We start from the raw sequence: 18,322 nt of genomic DNA on the forward strand, positions 1-18,322 counted from the left end.
AGGGGAAGAGAGATCTTGCAAATGCTTTACCTACAAGGAATGACAGAGGATGAAGTAGCGGCTCAATTAAAAATGAGTCAACAGGGGGTAAATAAATGGAAAAGAAAAATGCTTCAGCAGTTATCACAGACCGTGAATTTGTAGAACTGCTTCTTGCGGCTAAGCAGAAGCAACCGGAGGCCATGCTACAAATCATAAAACTATTTCAGGAGGATATTGAAGCTGTCATTCAATACATTCGTATTCCGCGGGAGGATGCGATTTCCCACATTGTTACAGAACTTTTAACCTACATTCAAATCAAAGACACCTCATAAGGAAGCGGGCACCGCCGTGATAAATGGCGTTGCCCGCTTTTTTTGCCTTTTTATAAAAGGTTGTTAAATATGCCTGCTATTTTACATTATAGATGAGGAAGAGTGAGTAAGTCTCATACAGGCAGGGACGGCCTTTATGAGATTAGTCCCATCATTCATCTTCAAAATATCATTTGGAGGATGATTTTGATGGCAAACATTGTTGAGGTTCGAACTACTGCATTTATTGATGACGCCTGGTATTTGTACGGGTACGGCGCTAATGGGGTTACCACTCTTTATTTCGAAGGGAATAATCGCGGATTTAACTACTTCACCCTAGATGATAATTCCAAGTTCAAAATGTGTCATCATATTGCCGTTGATTTTGGGGCTAACACGGTGAAGGTTTTTAAGGATGTCGGACCGACCCGGTCGAAAGAAGTATTATCAGCCACAGGTCAAGTCGTTAAGTATACCAGTGGGCAGACACATTCGAATGACATGAGTCATTCCTATACCATCAGTGCAACTGAAGCAAATATCTACTTGCGAGGCGCAGCTGCAAATCCGCTTGTTAATTTTGCTCCTGATATTGATTGGGAATACAATGTAAAAGTTAAAAAAGATGGGACCGTCACAGTAACTGGTAAACATGATGGATTCCCATGCCATGAGATCTGGAAGCGAGTTGATAACGCAACACCGGTAGCACTACACTTATTCACTAAGCAGACACACTATAGTCTTGCTCCTCCGATGGAGATCAACGTAAATGCAACAGCTTAGGCATCATAAAAGCCAGTCCCTCACAGGACTGGCTTTTATATGGTAAAATAAATCTAATCTAAAAATACCCTTAAGTTTAAATACACTTTAAAAAAGGAGATTAGTGATGCGGATTAAAAAACTGATTGTAGGATTATTATATGGATTCTGTGCCAGCCTGGTTATTGCTTTCCTTATAGCTATTTTCGGAAACAGTATTGCAGGAGGAGCAGGAAGCGATGGCTGGTTATGGTTTTTCTTGACGTTATGTGTTCCATTATCCTTATCTTTTGCGATATCCGGTTTTCTATTCCACCGTATCCATTTTAAAGGTGTCAAATTTATGGTGTTATGTATAATCATCGCTCTTATAAACGTGTTAATTATGGGTACAGCAGGTGCCATTATTGTTAGTGGTGAAACCAGAGGGTATGAGACCGTAAATATTGAAGGTTATTTGCAATGGGGTCCTGTTTATGCAGTTCTTTTCCTCCCATTATCTACTCCCTTGGTAGCAGGACTTTTACTTGGATTCCGAAAATCATTGAATGTGATACAACGTTGAATGATTACAACAGGGATATTTAAACAATTTAATTTAGCGGGTCTCGTATTATTGGGTCAGCCAGAGATTTCTGGTTGGCCTATTTTTATAAGTGCTTTACGATAGGGGTAACCGTGAGAAGGAGAGTGCTTATCGTACTCCATGACAGAGCATATCAGAAATTGGAGGTTTCACTTTAAGACGTTCTCCATTACCTTTATTGTAAGCGATTACACAAGAGCGCGATGCATTTTATATGAAACCGTAAATCATGAAGCTGGTATTTTTCAATGATTGCAAGGGGGGACACATCATGGTTACCGAGTTCATAAAGAGACATACGTCCTGGTTAATTTTCGGCAAACGCTTCATGAAATACGGCCTTATATTGGCCATTCTTATGCTAATGATCATTCCGCTGTATTTCAAATCCTATACGCTCGCCAAGCAGCTGACACTGGATAAAAGCGAATCCAAGCTGCTGGACGGCGTGGAATCGTTGGAGCAGCAGGTGCTGCGGGCCCAAAACATTACCAGCCTGCTGCTCCAGGAGGAATCGTTTATGCATTTGTTTTTTCTAAAAGGTGTTCCGTCCAGCGGATACTACATGGATATCAAAGTATTACAGACCAAATTAAAAACCCTGGCGCTGACCCAGGATATGTATTCCAACGTATATATCCGCTTCAAGGACAATCCGGTATTTATCTCCAACTATATTTCATCGGACGACTATGAAGATGTGTATGCCCAATACTACGGGTACGGAAAGCTCTCGGCGGAAGAGTGGCAGGACCGGCTGTTCGGCGAGAACTACACCATGAAGCTATTTCCGGCCAAGGAGGTATACTCCTCTTACTACAGCCGCAAGCCATTCGACGGCATTACGGCCGTCATTAACAATTCCTATTTCAACGCCATTGAGCAAAAAAGCGTCCTGGCCATCGACATGGACCGTGAGGACCTTGTAAGCAAACTTCTGTATGAGGATCAGACGGATGATCATTTCGTCTACATTGCCGACAGCGAAGGCCGTATTTTACTGTCCCATAATTATGAAAAAGGTGATCCGCTGGAATCGGCGGAGACGCTAGCCGAAACTGAGATTTCGGGCGGCAAGTATATCTTGCTTACGCGTTCAAGCGAACGGCTGGGACTTCAGGTCGTAGTCGGCATCCCGGCGGGAGCCTTCGAGGAGAACGTTAATTCCCTGCTCGAACTTGTAGTACTTTACGTCGTGGCGGGCATGGTACTTACCGTGCTTCTGGCATTCCTTTTTTCGATGAGGGAGACGAACGCTTTGAAGAAGCTGGTAGAGACAGCGGCAAGGTCGACCCAAAAAGGCTTAACGCTCCGTAACGAATTCGAGTACCTTGACCACGCCTTTACTGAGATTCATACGAGGAGCGAACAGCAGCAAGGGCGGATCGAAGCATTGAACGATTCCATTAAATATTCCATCGCCAAGCATATGCTCATTCTGGGTGCCTTTACGGAGCAGGAAAAGGAAGAAGCGGAAAGCTATTTCGGCTCTGCCTTCGGGCGGTTTTGTGTGGTGAAAGCCATGTACAAGGTGGACGGCCCCCATGCAGGACTTAAGACTGTGCAGCACAATATCGGACTGGAGCTGGAGGAACGGTTTAACGCCGTCATGCGCCATCGTCCGCTTGCACTCAATTTTCATGCGAGCGAAACGGTTTTTATCCTGTTTTTTGATCCCGAGGAAAATGCAGTAGGGCGTTCGGAGATTAAAGTCCGGTTGTCGGAGTTAATCCGGTCGCTCAATGCCGGAACGTCACTGGCGGTGACGGTAAGTATCGGCGTCAGCGAAATCATGTCCGGTCCTGAGCAGGCCAAGGCAGCTTATCAGCAAGCGAAATACGCGCTAGGTACCAACGAGAACGAGGTAGCCAGCGGGGTGTATCTATTTGAGCTTCCTTCTGATGATTCCGATACTCGCCCGGCTTTCGACAATGCCGTGCTGCTGAAGCTGCACGATGCCCTGATCGCTGGCGAGACAAGCCTGGTATCGCAAATATTGGATGATTGTCTTGGACTTCTGGCCGACTATTCCCTAACGGAGCAGGAGCAGCTGCAGATCTTTTTCTCCGTCCGGCAGACGGTGTTCAGTGCCCATAAGGTGATCGGCGGAGACAAGAGTAGTCCGAGTGGACAAGCGCTGACGATTCCGGCTTACGACCAGTCGCAGGATATGATCCGGCTGGCTGACCGCCTGCGGAGGACCGCATTCGATTTATGCGACATCGTCATAGGCAACAAGAAGAGCAACAATAACAGGCTGAAGTCCGACATTTTAAATTATATCGGGACGCATTATGGAGATGCTGGCCTGTCTGCAGGCGGTATCGCCAGTGAACTGCTTATTTCCGAGAAATATGTCTTTTCCTTTGTCAAGGAACAGACCGGTAAAAGTCTGGGCAAATATATTGAAGAAATTCGGCTGCTGAACGCGGAGCAACTGCTGTTAACCACCGATTATGCCAACAACCGGATTTGGAAGCTGTGCGGCTTTGGCAGCGAAAATACATTCTACCGGGCTTTCTCTAAAAAGCATGGTGTAACGCCGACCGTTTGGCGGGAAAACCAGGGAAGTCTTACCGACTGACAATGCGGGGAGAATTGCCAGCCCCTCTGATCTTACCCGATGACAGTAGATAGGAGAAGTAACGGTTTTCACGGTGGGGCTAAGGGCAATACAATCGACCTGTAAGCGATTACAAAAAATATTGTGGATCACACGATCCCAAAAGGGAGGAATACCGTTTGACCCAACAGATCAGTAAGGAAAGGAAGGCGCTGTCGGCAGGTCTGTTAGTTCTTCCTATGCTGGGAGCGCTGCTCTCGGCTTGCTCACAAGGCAATCAACAGGCGAATGAGAGCGGAGAAGGAGGACGCCCCGTCATTACGGTTGCCGTTCAGGCTAATCCGAATGTAGAGGACTATGAAACGAACCATTATACGAAGCTTGTCGAAGATGCGATGAACGTCGATTTGAAATTTCTGGAATTGCCCAGCCAAGCGGACGAAGCGTTAACCAAGCTTTCGCTGATGGTCTCCTCGGGAGCGGAACTGCCGGATGTCGTCAACATTTATTTAAATGAATCCACGGTCTTTGATTATGCTGCCAAAGGCGTATTCATCCCCCAGGACGATTATTTGAATAATCCGGAGCTCGCTGTCAATTTCAATAAAATACCGGAAAAAGAATTCGTTCGCAGCTCGATGAAGCTGCCGGATGGCAAGGTGTACGCACTGCCCAGATACTCCCCGCAGAAATGGAATGAAGGCTCCAACCGTGCCTGGATCAACAGCGAATGGCTGGAGAAGCTGAAGCTGGACATGCCGAAAACGACAGATGATCTCTATAATGTCCTGAAAGCGTTTGTAGAGCAGGACCCGAACGGAAACGGCAAGAAGGACGAAGTCGGTTTTGTCGGCTCGCTGAACGGCTGGTCGCAGAACCCGCGCGTCTATCTGATGAATGCTTTTATTTACGCCGATCCGGGCAAGAGCTATATGAATGTGAAGGATGGCCGGATCTTCCCGGCTTACACCCAGACGGAATGGAAGGAAGGGCTGGAGTATATGAATAAGCTGGTTAAAGACGGCCTGTTCTCGCCCTTGTCCTTCACACAGGATGAAACCCAGATGAAGGCGCTTATCAACGTGCCGGGCGGCATGGCTGGCGTTGTTACGGCCGGCAGCTACAGTACATTCGGTCAGGAGCTGGACAACAAAATGACGTTGCTGCCCCCGGTCAAAGGTCCTTCCGGCCTGAGTGCGACTCCGTACAGTCCCTCCCTGCCAACCCAGCTGTGGTTCATCACGAAGGACGCGAAGGATCCGGAGCTTGCCTTCAAGGTCGGCGATTATATGCTGGACCCTGAGCTGTCTATCGTCAGCCGGTACGGCGAGAAGGGCGTTGACTGGAGCGATGATCCATCCGTTGTCGCCGGGTATGTCGGCCCGTTTGAAGAATTGGAAGGAGTGCCTGCAGCCGTTGCCGAGCTGAATCCGTCCATTTGGAACAACCCGCAAAATAAACACTGGAACGATGCCAATCCCGCTTACCGTTCACTGGAACTGGGGAAAACGGTATCCAACCTCAAGAAGGGTGCGGACGATGTACTGCCCAACTGGAGACCTGCATTTGAGGAAGGGTATGTACCCGCTTTTCCGGAAGAAGTCATCGTCAAGCTGAGCTATCTGCCGGAAGAGTTGAAGCAAATCGCCAACAGCAAAACGGCGATCGACAACTACGTGAATGAAAGCGCAGTTGCCTTTATCACTGGCAACCGTCCGCTGTCCCAGTGGGACGATTATATTGCCGAACTGAATAAAATGGGAATTGAGCAATATCTGGAAGTCACTCAAGCCGCCTATGACCGGTCGAAGTAGCCATGCGAGCATCTATATTTCATTGGCTGAAAAAAGAAGTTTTGCCGAGCTGGCAGCTGTATCTGTTTCTCATTCCGGCCACCGTGTACATCATCATTTTTGCTTATGTGCCGATGGCAGGCGTTCAGATTGCCTTTAAAAACTACAATTTCAATCTGGGAATCTGGGGCAGTGAATGGATTGGATGGGACAATTTCAGGCGGTTCTTCGATTCCTATCAGTTTACAACCCTTATTTGGAACACCATTAGCCTGTCCGTGTACAGTTTGCTGATTTCCTTTCCTTTGCCGATTCTGTTTGCCCTGATGCTTAATTCGTTTACGGGGCAGAAATTTAAAAAAATCGTACAATCCGTTTCTTATATGCCGCATTTTATTTCGACGGTTGTCATCGTCGGCATGCTGGTTCAGCTGTTCAATCCGCGCACAGGTGCTTTTGGAGCGCTGTATACGTTCTTTAGCGGTGAATTGCTGGCGGACGCCTTTGCCAATCCGGGCGCTTTCCAGCACTTGTATGTCTGGTCCGGCATATGGCAGGGCATCGGCTGGAGCAGCATCATTTACATCGCCGCCTTGTCTTCCGTTGACGAGCATTTGCACGAGGCTGCTCAAATCGACGGTGCTTCGCGTCTGCAGCGGGTGCGGCATATCGATTTCCCGTCTATTTTACCTACGGCTACCATCATGCTGATCCTTGCGGTCGGCAATATCATGGAAGTTGGATTTGAGAAGGTGTTCCTCATGCAGAATGAATTAAATATTTCGAAAAGCGAAGTTATCTCCACTTATGTATATAAGGTAGGGTTGACGATCGGTTCGGGCGATTTCTCGTTTGCAACTGCGATTGGGTTGTTTAATTCACTCATCAACTTTGTGCTGTTGATTATGGTGAACTACGCCGCCAAGAAATTCAGCGATACCAGCCTGTGGTAAGGAGGGAGACCGGCAATGGGCCAGAGCAAATTCTCAACGCATCCAACCTCGGATAAAGTGTACTACATCATTTCCGGCTTTATTTTAACTTTTATTTTAATCGCTGTGTCCTATCCGCTTATTTACGTGCTTTCGGCTTCCTTCTCTTCCGGCAATGCCGTATCATCCGGCCGGGTTCTGCTGTGGCCTGTCGATTTCAGTCTGGAAGGTTATGAAGCTGTATTCAAAAACAAAGATATCGTCCGAGCTTACGGCAACACGTTTCTGTATACCATTCTGGGAACGCTGGTGAATGTCACTGTCGTTATGACCTGCGCCTACGCGCTGTCCAGACCGGGGCTGAAGGGCAGAGGCAGTTTTATGTTTCTGTTCACGTTCACGATGTTTTTCAGCGGCGGCCTGATTCCGTTCTATATATTAATGAAAGACCTCCATCTGATCAACACCATGTGGGCGATGGTGCTTCCGGGCGCGCTTTCCGTGTACAACATGATTATCGCACGAACCTTTATCCAGTCTTCCATTCCGGGAGAACTGATCGAAGCAACCAGCATCGACGGCTGCAGCGATGCGCGCTTTTTCTTCTCCTTCGTCCTACCGCTATCCAAAGCCGTGATCGCGGTCATCACACTGTTCTCGGCAGTGGGCCACTGGAACGCTTATTTCAATGCTCTAATGTATCTGAATGACCGCTCGCTGTACCCGCTGCAAATTATTTTGCGGGAGATTCTGATCATGAACCAGGTGGATGTGAGCATGATTATGGACCCTGAACTGCAGGTGGCCAAAGCTCAGGCGGCTGCCGTGCTGAAATACTCCCTGATTGTCGTGGCGACGGTTCCCATTTTATGCGTGTACCCGTTCATTCAGAAATATTTTGTCAAAGGGGTCATGATCGGTTCGCTGAAGGGCTAGTCCTCCCAAAGAAACAGGCAAGGGGTTGAGCCAAAGGAAATGAATCCATTAAGTGAGTTGCAGCCGCTGTCCGGCGCCGGTCTGTATGCATATATCGACGCGTTGGAGCGGCCGGCGGCTTTCAAGCCAACCGGTTTCTCCAAGGATATCTATCTGGATCTGATGGAAGGGTCGATTCAGGAATACGGGCTGGAGCAGGCCGACAAGAGCTGGGAGACAGACCCGCAGGGATGTCCTGAGGATCTCCAGACCTATTGCCGCGTGGTCTCTGTTCTGGCAGGATTGATGGCCGCCGGACGCAAGCTTGAACTTTTACCGCTATGGGAGAGCATGATGGAGACGGGCTGCCGGGAACTGCCGCGAACGACGGGCAATCAGATGGCTGATTTCAGTACCAAGGAACTGCTGCTGGCTTATAAGTCGATGAAGCCGTATGTTTCCGCAGAACAATCTGTAAAATGGAAAAATGAATTAGCCCGCATTGAGCCTGCGGTCAATTATGTGTATACGCTGGCTTCCGTTTCCGGACCTGAACGGCTGCACAATATCAATATTTACAACATGGCCGGGGAGTATTTGCGCGAAACAGAGGGGATGACAAGCGCCGCCGGTTATTTGGCCGAGCATTGGCCGGTGCAGCTGCGGAAATTCGACGGGAACGGAATGTATATGGACCCGGGCTGTCCGCTGTTGTACGATCTGGCGGCCCGATGCCACATCCAGCTGATGCTCGCGGCCGGGTACCGGGGAGCGTATCATGAAGAATTGAACCGCAAGCTGGCTGCCGGCGGAATGATGACCTTGTTCATGCAGTCTGCCGCCGGTCATTTTCCCTATGGAGGGCGCAGCAGCCAGTTCCAGTTCAATGAAGCGCTGGCGGCGGCGTGCGCGGAATTTGAAGCCGCGCGGTACCGGCGGCAGGGCAGACTCAAGCTGGCCGGCGCTTTCAAACGAAGCGCCAGACTGTCGGCGCAGGCTATCCTGCGCTACGTCCGTGATATTACGCCGCCGCGCCATGTCAAAAATCACTACGGCATCCGTTCCGGTTACGGGACGGAATCCTACGCGTATTATGACAAGTATATGATTACGCTAGGCAGCTTCGCTTATATGGCCTATTTGTTCGCGGAGGATGATATTGCCGAAGCGCCTTGTCCGGCTGAAAGCGGGGGATATATACTGGCGACCTCACAGCACTTCCACAAAGTGTTTGCCTCTGCCGGAGGCCAATCCGTGCAATTGGATACTGCCGCCGATCACCGCTACGACTCCACGGGCCTGGGAAGATATCACCGTCAGGGTGTTCCTGCGGAACTGGCATTGTCCAGCCCGCTGTGTGCCGCACCTGAATACCGGTTGCCCGGAGAGGTCCGCTCTCTGAACGCTGCGATTGGTCCGGGCTGGGAGCGGGAGGACGGGACAGCGGTATATCTGGCAGATTTGAGCGGCGGGCTGGAGCATGAGCTTCATGTCATCCGGCAAGACAGCGGCCGTGTGGAGTTCAGGATCACCTATCGCGGTCAGGGTCTGCCGGAAGACGGGCGGGTGACGGAAAGCTACGCTTTGTCGGAGGATGGGTTGGAGATTGTTTCCGAGCTTGACATGCAGGATGCGGTACCTATTCTGTACCGGGTGCCCCTGTTCTGCAGTAATGGACAGGAACGGAGCGCGATAACAGCGGAGCAGCATGCCGTAAATGTCGCGTTAGGCCCCTTCCGCTATACAGTTGGCGCAACCGGCTGCTCCTTCGAGTTAGAGGAAGAACACTGCGGCAACCGGAACGGGCAATACCGTCTGGCCGTGATCCGGTCGCCCGGTCCATCCTTGAGTCTTCGGCTTAAATTATGGGCGGAAGGGGGATAGGCGAGAGGCCTGAAAGAACAAGAGACAGACTAAATATACTGGGTAGACTAGAAGCTGGCATATTCGCCAGCTTTTTTTCTTTATGTAAAGTAGCGTAGATGTGAGCTTGGGTGTGGAATATGGTTGTTCTCGGCCAAGTGGTCAAGAAATTCACCTAAAAGGTCATGCAAATGGCCTTAAAGCAAATGCCAAACGGCAGGTACAATAAGAATACCACACGGATAAGACATAATGACTAAGGGTAAAGGAGGTATCCTATGGATTCAGATTTGGCAGCGGCGGATAGGCAGCCCGAGAACCATCCCCTTCGTACGGTAAAGCCGGAGCGGTTTCAGGCCCTGAAAAAGTACTGGGACTTATACCTGATTATGCTGCCGGGACTCGCGTATTTTATCATTTTTAAATATGTGCCCATGGGAGGCATCATCGTTGCCTTTCAGGATTTCAGCGCCTTTGCCGGCATCCGCGGCAGCGAATGGGTGGGACTTGCGCATTTTAAAAATATGTTTACGGACAGCGAGTTTTACACGGTATTCAAAAATACGCTGCTGATCAGTTTATACAAGCTGATCTGGGGATTTCCGGGTCCGATCATCCTGGCCTTGATGCTGAATGAAGTCCGGCACATGCTATATAAGCGCGGGGTCCAGACGCTTGTCTATTTACCGCATTTTCTGTCCTGGGTCATCATCGGAGGCATTCTGGTCAATGTGCTGTCCCCGGCAACGGGGATCGTCAATCAGTTTCTGGGTATGCTCGGTTTGGAGCCGATCTTCTTCCTGGGCAGTCAGGAATGGTTCAGAACGGTGCTTGTGGTCAGCGATATCTGGAAAGAAGCGGGATGGGGGGCCATCATCTATCTTGCTGCGCTGGCATCGATCGATCCACAAATCTACGAGGCTGCTGTCGTAGACGGCGCAAGCAAATGGAAGCAGCTGATCCACGTTACCCTGCCATCGCTCATCGGGACCATCGTGATCCTGTTCGTACTGCGCCTCGGGAGCGTTCTGGATGTCGGGTTCGAACAGATCTTTGTGCTCTACAATCCGCTGGTATACAATGTGGCCGATGTTATAGAGACTTATGTATACCGTACCGGAATCACGCAGGGCCAATTCAGCTTTACTACCGCTGTCGGGTTGTTCAAATCGGTCATCAGTCTGATATTGGTCGTCCTCGCCAACAAAGCCGCCAGAAAGCTTGGCCAGGACAGCTTATGGTAGAGGGGGTGAATCTATGAGACTTACTAGGGGGGAACATCTCGCATCGAGGCTTAATTACCTGGCCCTAGGTTTCATTGCACTGCTTGCGCTTCTCCCATTCCTGCATATCGTGGCCCAGTCTTTCAGCAGTCATCAGGCGATAACATCCGGCAGGGTGACGTTATGGCCGGTGGATTTCAGCTTCGAAGCGTATGTGAAGGTATTGCGCGAACAGGCCTTTATGAATGCCTTCAAGGTCAGCTTGCTGCGCACGGTCATCGGAACGCTGTTGAATGTGGTGATCACTTCTATGTTGGCCTATCCGCTGTCCAAGGCTTATATTAAAGGACGATCAGCCATCATGTTCCTGATTGTGTTCACGATGCTGTTTAACGGGGGCATGATTCCAACCTTTCTGGTCGTGAAAGCGACCGGGCTGCTGAATTCCTTCTGGGTCTATATCATTCCTGGAGCGGTTAGCGCGTTCAATGTTATTATTATGAAAAATTTCTTTCAAGGCGTGCCGCCCGAATTGGAGGAATCAGCCAAGATTGACGGCTCCTCCAATATCGGAACGCTCGTCCGGATCGTCGTTCCGTTATCCATGCCGGTCATTGCCACGATTACCTTGTTCCATGCGGTCGGACATTGGAACGCCTTCTTTGACACCGTCCTGTATGTGACGGACCGGAATCTTTTCCCGCTGCAGGTGTATCTGCGTGAGCTGATCATGTTCAATCAATCGAACATCAGCAATAACAACGGGTATTCCGCCAATATTGACAGCACCCTGCTGGCCTTGGAGTCCTTGAAGGCTGCGGCGCTGATTGCAAGCACGGTTCCTATCCTGATTGTGTATCCGTTTCTGCAGAAGCATTTTGTCAAAGGGATTATGCTTGGATCGGTAAAAGGCTAGAACGGCATGTAACATGAGATAAGAGAGGGGATTGTTATATGAAAGTCTCAATCTTTGCAAAAAGATCCGTATCCATCCTGGCGGTGACCTCCATGCTGCTGGTGTCTGCGTGTTCATCCGGTACGAAGGAGGGAGGGGCCGAAGGGAAGGAAGAACGTCAGGCCATTGATATCGTATTAAGCAATGCCGGACGGAAGTTTCCGCCGGGCATGGACGAGAACAATAATCCTTATATTGATTACATCCGCGAGAACACGGGCCTGGACATCAAGCTGATCACGCCTCCTGCGGACGGTTACGGGGATGCCCTGAACGTGATTATGGCCTCCGATGATCTGCCGGATATGCTCCTGTCCTATGACGCCAATTGGTTCGAAAGCTATGTCCGGCAGAAGGCCCTTACCCCTCTGAATGATTTAATCGACGAATACGGACCGAATCTGAAGAAAAGTATCCCGGAGGAAGCCTGGAAGGTCGTCACCGTGGACGGAAAGATCTATGCGATTCCCGGCCTGAACCCGATCCCGGGCAATGAAATCATGTTTGCACGCAAGGATTGGCTGGACCGTCTGGGGCTCAAACCGCCGGCAACGCTGGAAGAATACAAACAGGTGATTCGCGCTTTTGCACAGGATGATCCGGACGGAAACGGCAAAGACGATACGTTTGGCCTGATCCTGCAGGAAAACCTCGGCAGAGTAGCTCCGTTTATCGGGGCATGGGGAATCCAGCGGGGCCAATGGACTGAACGGGACGGGCAATTGGTGAATTCCAGCACACTGCCGGAAATGAAGGAAGCACTAAGCTATCTTGCCGATCTCTATAAGGAAAAGCTGATTGATCCCGAGTGGGCTTTAAATAAGATGGCCAATGTTGACGAGAAAGTCGCCAGCGGCAAAGTGGGCCTGTTCTCCGGGAACTGGTATGATACCCGCGGCCCGATCCTGACCAACCAGAAAAATGATCCCAATGCCGAGTGGATTACCCTCGAATATCCAACCGGACCTGACGGGAAGCAGGGAACCTGGGGCAATAGCTATGTTTCCGGATTTAATGTGATTCCGGTTACGAGCAAACATCCGGAGGCTGTGATTAAGATGCTTGATTTCATGATCGGAGACGGATACCGCACACTCATGCTCGGATTTGAGGGCGAGGTATGGAATATGGAGGACGGAAAGGTGGTTACGAACTTTGATGAGCACAACAAGCATATTTACCGGCTCACGCTCGGCGAAGCGATTGTACCGTTCAATTCTGAAGTATCCAGAGAACGTCTGGACTCGCTCGGTATGGAGTTTAAGCTGAATGAGATTGTCGACAAGATTAACAAGGTTGCCATCCGTAATCAATATCTGGGCGTACCGACGCCTGGAATGGGTAAATACGGGCCTAAGCTGTCCAAAATGGAGGTCGAAGCCTTCACGAAAATCATCATAGGCCAGCAGCCGGTAGACAGTTTTGATCAATTTGTTGAAGACTGGAAGAAAAACGGCGGCGAAGAAATGACGAAGGAGGTCAACGGGCAATGAACAGGACGGATAACGGGGTCTAAGCTATAATGAAGGCAGCATGAATCGTGGAGGAATCGTATGAAGTGGCTGACGCAATTCCGCAGCGTTTTGAAGCAGTCGATTCAGTTTAGGCTAACCTGTTATTTTCTTCTCATCCTGCTGCCCCTGGTGGCGTTCAGCATGTTTGCCAATGTAAAGTCTCAGCGGATTTTGGAGCAGGAGCTTGGCGAGCGCACGCTCAGTGCCATGAACTCCGCTGTGGAGTTTGTTGACCTGACCTTAAAGAGCATCCATAATTTGTCCACCTTGATCGCAACCGATACCAATTTATCCACCCTGCTGTCTCATCAGGAGAAGACCCTGACCTCCGGAGCGATTATGGACTTCACACGTGTCATGGAAGAGATTACGAATATAACCATGGTCAATGAATATTTAAGCGATGCCATGATTTATCATCGTCCTTCCAACTCGCTGATCGCAACCAAGCTCGGGCTGCTGCACCGTGAATCCCAAGGTCCTGAACCATGGTACGATGAGGCTCTGAAGGCAAATGGTGCAAGCATATACTACTTGTCAGAACGCCATGAAGAGAATTTGTCCGGGCACCCGGATCCTATCTATAACCGGAATCAGCTTATTATGATGAGACTTATGGATTTCTATCGCGCCGAAAAAGGCGAAAATGTCCTCATGCTGTCGATTTCGAAGAATCAATTGCTCCGCTCGTTGTCCCATTTGCTGGCGAACAGCAGCTCCAAGGTCTATCTGTTTGATGCCCGGGAGCGGTTGATCGTATCGAATGCTCCTACAGAAACGTTGTCTTTCGAATGGAGAGACGTCCAGCCAGGCAGTGTTTTTGTCCGGGAAACCCCGGAAACGGATGAAAAAAATTTGATTCTGCGGGTGACTTCTCCCCGAAGCGGATGGTCGCTGCTGCTGATCCAGCCCGAGCGTGAGATTTACAATAAGTCGAGGCCGCTGCAAATTTTTGCGTACTGCATTATTGCACTCAGCGTCGTGCTTGCCGTCTGGATTGCCTGGTTTATCTACAGCGGAATTGCTTCTCCGATATCAAGACTTGTGTCCGGCATGCGGCAGCTGCGTAAAGGCAATCTGAATATCAGGCTGGAGAACGGGCGGCAGGACGAGTTGGGGTATTTAACGGATGCTTTCAACGAAACGGCGAGTCAGCAGCGTCATCTGATCAAGGATATCTATGAGCAACAGCTCAGAATGACCAAGACGGAACTCAAATTTCTGCAGGCTCAGATTAATCCCCACTTCTTGTACAACACGCTGGATTCGATTTATTGGACGGCCAAAAATTATGAAGCGGAAGAGATCAGTACAATGGTGCTCAACTTGTCGAACTTCTTCAGACTGAGTTTGAGCAAAGGGCAGGAGTCGTTTACGGTGGAGGAAACGTTCAAGCACCTTCATTACTATATTCGCATTCAGCAAATCCGTTTTGCCGACCGGTTTACGGTGGAGTACTGCGCTTCTGGGGATAGCCATCATTTGCATATTCTGAAGCTGCTGCTTCAGCCGCTGGTTGAGAATGCCATATTGCATGGATTGGAGAAACGAAAAAAAGGCGGAGTATTAAGCATTCGCACCGATGTGTCTAATGACCGGCTGATCATCCAGGTAACCGATAATGGAAGAGGGATTCCAGGGCCGAGGCTTATGCGGATTCAACAGGCTTTGGCAAGAATCAGGTTCGGGGATTACACAACACCCCCCGAAAAGAACTCCGAGTTTTTTGCGCTGCTCAATGTCCAGGCTCGAATCGCCATTTACTATGGGGAGACGGCGGAATTGAAGATCGTCAGCGGGGAAGGGAACGGAACGGTGGCGGTCATCGATTTACCGGCAGACCGCTGCCGGGAGGAGAGAGGGGAATCGGAGCATGAATCTCATGATTGTTGAAGATGAAATTCGAATTTTGAATAGCCTGGCCAACAATATACCGTGGAATGAGCATGGCATCGAAGTGGTAGCGCTTGCCGAGAACGGCTTGGAAGCACTGTCCATGATCGAGCGCAGGAAGCCGGATATCGTGCTGCTCGATATCGAGATGCCGGAGATGGACGGGTTGACCTTGGTGAGAACGGTGCTGCAGCAGGAAACGCACATGAAATTCGTGATTTTAAGCGGCCATGACGATTTCCCGTATGCGCAGGCTGCTGTGGGGCTTGGCGTCATGAAGTACTTGCTGAAGCCGGCCGGAGACGATGAAATTTTGAAGGCTATTCTTGCGGCTGCGGAAGAGATTCGAGAGGAACTGCTGGAAAAGCACAGTATGATTGAACTGGAGCGGAAATGGCATGACCGCCTGCCTCAGCTCCAGGATGATTTTTATAGAAACTGGATACAGGGCCGGTATGCGGACTGGGAGCTCAAGAAGCATATGGAGGAGCTGAATCTGGAGCTTGCCCTCTATACCTGGTTTGCTGTAGCCGTATGTGAAATCGATCCGATTCACGAGCAAGGAGAACGATTTACCTCTTCGGATCAAGCGTTGCTGCAGTTTTCGCTGGAATGCATAGCGGCTGAATGTTTGCAGCATGAAGACTGCCGGGTCTTTAATGATGCGAACGGAGCAACCGTGTTGCTCTTCTTGGGACAACCGGAGGAATCGGTTCCAGATATCATCCAGCGGATCAATGTTGACGTTCCCCGTCTCTTCAACATTGTTAAAGAGTGTCTGAAACTTACAGCCAGCGCCGGACTCGGGACCCCAGGCTCATGGGATCATGTTGCACTGTCCTACCGGCAGGCACGCCGTGCACTGCAGGAGCGGGCCATTTACGGTAATGAGGTGTTCGTTCCTTACCTGGACGTAACCAACAAGGAGCAGCCGTTTCATTATGACGCTGAGTTCGAAAAACAGCTGGAGATTGCGGTTCATACGGATCACGCGGCAGTGGTTGCTGAGCTGATAGACTGCTATTTCAAGGACGTATACTCCCAGGCGGTCTCAACCCAAAAGGTATACGAGCATTTGCTGTATTTGAGCAGCTTATTTACACGTATGATTCAATCGCGGGGCTGGTCGATGCAGGAGGTGCTGCAAGAGGATTATCCGATGTTTCTGTCCTTTGAATCCCTGCTCTCCAAAAAGCAAATCGTAGAATGGTCCAAAAGAGTGGCCAGCCGCATTACCCAATACCGGGAACGCGAGCGAAAGCATTCAAGCCATCGGCTCGTTAAACAAATGATCGAGGCCGTGGAGGAAATGCTGGGGAAAGAAGAACTGACCTTGCACACACTGGCCGAAAGATTATATGTCAATCCCTCTTACCTTAGCCGGCTGTTTAAGCGGGAGGAAGGGAAATCCATTTCAGAATATCTGCTAAAGCGGAGTATGGAGCATGCCAAAGAGCTCTTACACAACGGCGTTAAGGTGTATGATGCAGCAGAAGCGGCAGGATATCGTGATGTCAGTTATTTTGCCAGAGTGTTTCGTAAATATTGGGGCGTAGCCCCGAGTGAATTAAAAAAACAAGAGCGTTCGGTCTCACCGCGTTCGATGTAAGTTGAAGCTGCAATGGAAGAAATCAGGTGGAGGTGGTCAGAATGACCGATATGGCACTAACCGTTAAAATACCCGAGCGCGATATTCCTGTCTACACGGAAGTGGATGTTGTCGTTGCCGGAGGAGGACCGTCAGGAGTAGCGGCAGCGCTCGCAGCGGCAAGAAACGGGGCATCCGTATTGCTGATAGAGCAAAGGGGATACCTGGGCGGCATGGCGACAGTCTCTCAGGTTCCTGCATTTTGCCCGTATACCGATCAGATCAAGCCGGTCATCCGTGGGATTGGGCTGGAAATTCTGCTTGATATGAAGAGCAAGATGGAGGAGAGGTTTCAGGAAGCATGGAAGGACCGGCTGGATTGGGTGCCCATTGATGCGGAAATTCTAAAGCGCCTATTGGACGAGAAGATGATGGAGGCTGGCGTTAAAGTGCTGTATCATACGTTCGTCGGTCAAGTTCTTGAGCAGGACGGCATCCTTGAAGCGGCGGTCATTACCAACAAGACCGGAACCCAGGCGGTGAAGGGGAAGATATACATTGATGCAACGAGCGATGCGGATCTTACCTATCTTGCGGGCGGGCAGTTCGCCAAAGGTGGAGATGATGGAGAGCTGCAGCCGGGGACGATGTGCTTCGTTCTGAATAACCTGGACCGGAACAAATTTCTCTCAAGTGCTGAGACGCACGGTCACGATCTGAAACATGCGATCAACAAGGCGAAGCGTGAAGGACGGCTGCGCGTCGCGAGAGATTGGGCCGGTATTTCCTGGCTAAACAATCATACGGCAGGCTTCAATTTCGGGCATGTATTCGGGATTGACGGTTCAAATACGGATGATCTGACCCGCGGAGCAATCGAAGGCCGCGCGCTTGTTGAACACATTACCGGTTGGCTGAGGGAAGCAATTCCCGGATTCGAAAACGCTTTCCTGACGTTGACGGGCGAACAGATCGGCATTCGGGAAACCCGCCGGATCATCGGCGATTATATCGTCACCGCCGACGATTTTCTGGCGTGCCGTTCGTTCCCGGACGATATTGCCCGAAATGCTTACTTTATTGATATTCATATGGCAAAGCCTACGAGCGGTATGACGATGGTACGTCTATCGCCGGGAGAGTCGCACGGCATTCCTTATCGCGCTTTGCTTCCGGTCGGCATTCAGAACGTCATCGTAGCCGGCAGAGCGATATCAACCGATAGAGCGGCCCAAGGCTCCACCCGGGTCATGCCGAATTGCTTTGCAATGGGCGAAGCCTCCGGGACGGCCGCAGCGATTCTGACCGAGACAGGCACGCGGGAAACGCGCAGTATCGACATCAAGGAGCTGCAGCGCAGACTTGTCCGCCAAGGCGCATGGTTAGGAGAGCAGATCAATGAGCTTTACTAGGAAATAAAAAGGCTGAGCCCA

At 50.2% G+C, this 18,322-nt stretch carries 15 protein-coding genes; all 15 read left to right on the plus strand.

The window, feature by feature from the left end:
* The first annotated feature begins 21 nt into the window (after positions 1–21).
* The 15 genes from MKX51_RS33215 to MKX51_RS15665 all read left to right on the plus strand — a co-directional run bounded on the left by MKX51_RS33215 (position 22) and on the right by MKX51_RS15665 (position 18,301).
* The gene (locus tag MKX51_RS33215) at positions 22–144 is read left to right on the plus strand and encodes a terminase gpP N-terminus-related DNA-binding protein (RefSeq protein ID WP_445322068.1); all 123 of its coding nucleotides are present in this window, start codon (positions 22–24) and stop codon (positions 142–144) included.
* Positions 96–317, plus strand: a complete 222-nt coding sequence (locus MKX51_RS15600; protein ID WP_340993052.1) for a hypothetical protein — start codon at positions 96–98, stop codon at positions 315–317. The genes MKX51_RS33215 and MKX51_RS15600 overlap by 49 nt, the downstream gene beginning before the upstream one ends.
* Positions 318–506: 189 nt before the next feature.
* The gene (locus tag MKX51_RS15605; protein ID WP_340993053.1) at positions 507–1,085 is read left to right on the plus strand and encodes a DUF3238 domain-containing protein; all 579 of its coding nucleotides are present in this window, start codon (positions 507–509) and stop codon (positions 1,083–1,085) included.
* Positions 1,086–1,191: 106 nt separating this feature from the next.
* The gene (locus MKX51_RS15610; RefSeq protein ID WP_340993054.1) at positions 1,192–1,629 is read left to right on the plus strand and encodes a hypothetical protein; all 438 of its coding nucleotides are present in this window, start codon (positions 1,192–1,194) and stop codon (positions 1,627–1,629) included.
* A 292-nt stretch (positions 1,630–1,921) separates the two neighbouring features.
* The gene (locus tag MKX51_RS15615; RefSeq protein ID WP_340993055.1) at positions 1,922–4,234 is read left to right on the plus strand and encodes an AraC family transcriptional regulator; all 2,313 of its coding nucleotides are present in this window, start codon (positions 1,922–1,924) and stop codon (positions 4,232–4,234) included.
* Between the two features lie 158 nt (positions 4,235–4,392).
* Positions 4,393–6,027 carry an extracellular solute-binding protein gene (locus MKX51_RS15620; RefSeq protein WP_340993056.1) on the plus strand — a complete coding sequence of 545 codons (1,635 nt, stop codon included), beginning with the start codon at positions 4,393–4,395 and terminating at the stop codon, positions 6,025–6,027.
* Positions 6,028–6,068: 41 nt separating this feature from the next.
* Positions 6,069–6,959, plus strand: a complete 891-nt coding sequence (locus MKX51_RS15625) for an ABC transporter permease (RefSeq protein ID WP_340993057.1) — start codon at positions 6,069–6,071, stop codon at positions 6,957–6,959.
* A 15-nt stretch (positions 6,960–6,974) separates the two neighbouring features.
* Positions 6,975–7,874: a carbohydrate ABC transporter permease gene (locus tag MKX51_RS15630; protein WP_340993058.1), complete on the plus strand. Its 900-nt coding sequence runs from the start codon at positions 6,975–6,977 to the stop codon at positions 7,872–7,874.
* Positions 7,875–7,913: 39 nt separating this feature from the next.
* Positions 7,914–9,737: a hypothetical protein gene (locus tag MKX51_RS15635; protein WP_340993059.1), complete on the plus strand. Its 1,824-nt coding sequence runs from the start codon at positions 7,914–7,916 to the stop codon at positions 9,735–9,737.
* Between the two features lie 257 nt (positions 9,738–9,994).
* Complete coding sequence (locus MKX51_RS15640; RefSeq protein WP_445322009.1) at positions 9,995–10,960, plus strand: ABC transporter permease; 966 nt, start codon at positions 9,995–9,997, stop codon at positions 10,958–10,960.
* Positions 10,961–10,973: 13 nt separating this feature from the next.
* Positions 10,974–11,855, plus strand: a complete 882-nt coding sequence (locus MKX51_RS15645) for a carbohydrate ABC transporter permease (RefSeq protein ID WP_340993060.1) — start codon at positions 10,974–10,976, stop codon at positions 11,853–11,855.
* A gap of 38 nt (positions 11,856–11,893) precedes the next feature.
* Positions 11,894–13,387: an extracellular solute-binding protein gene (locus tag MKX51_RS15650; protein WP_340993061.1), complete on the plus strand. Its 1,494-nt coding sequence runs from the start codon at positions 11,894–11,896 to the stop codon at positions 13,385–13,387.
* 60 nt (positions 13,388–13,447) lie between these two features.
* Positions 13,448–15,301 (plus strand): sensor histidine kinase, encoded by a 1,854-nt coding sequence (locus tag MKX51_RS15655; RefSeq protein WP_340993062.1) that lies wholly within the window; start codon positions 13,448–13,450, stop codon positions 15,299–15,301.
* Positions 15,282–16,910, plus strand: a complete 1,629-nt coding sequence (locus MKX51_RS15660) for a response regulator (protein WP_340993063.1) — start codon at positions 15,282–15,284, stop codon at positions 16,908–16,910. The genes MKX51_RS15655 and MKX51_RS15660 overlap by 20 nt, the downstream gene beginning before the upstream one ends.
* Before the next feature lie 41 nt (positions 16,911–16,951).
* Positions 16,952–18,301 (plus strand): FAD-dependent oxidoreductase, encoded by a 1,350-nt coding sequence (locus MKX51_RS15665; RefSeq protein WP_340993064.1) that lies wholly within the window; start codon positions 16,952–16,954, stop codon positions 18,299–18,301.
* The last annotated feature ends 21 nt before the right edge of the window (positions 18,302–18,322 follow it).

The organism is Paenibacillus sp. FSL M7-0420, assembly GCF_038002345.1.
Classification (GTDB): domain Bacteria; phylum Bacillota; class Bacilli; order Paenibacillales; family Paenibacillaceae; genus Paenibacillus_AQ.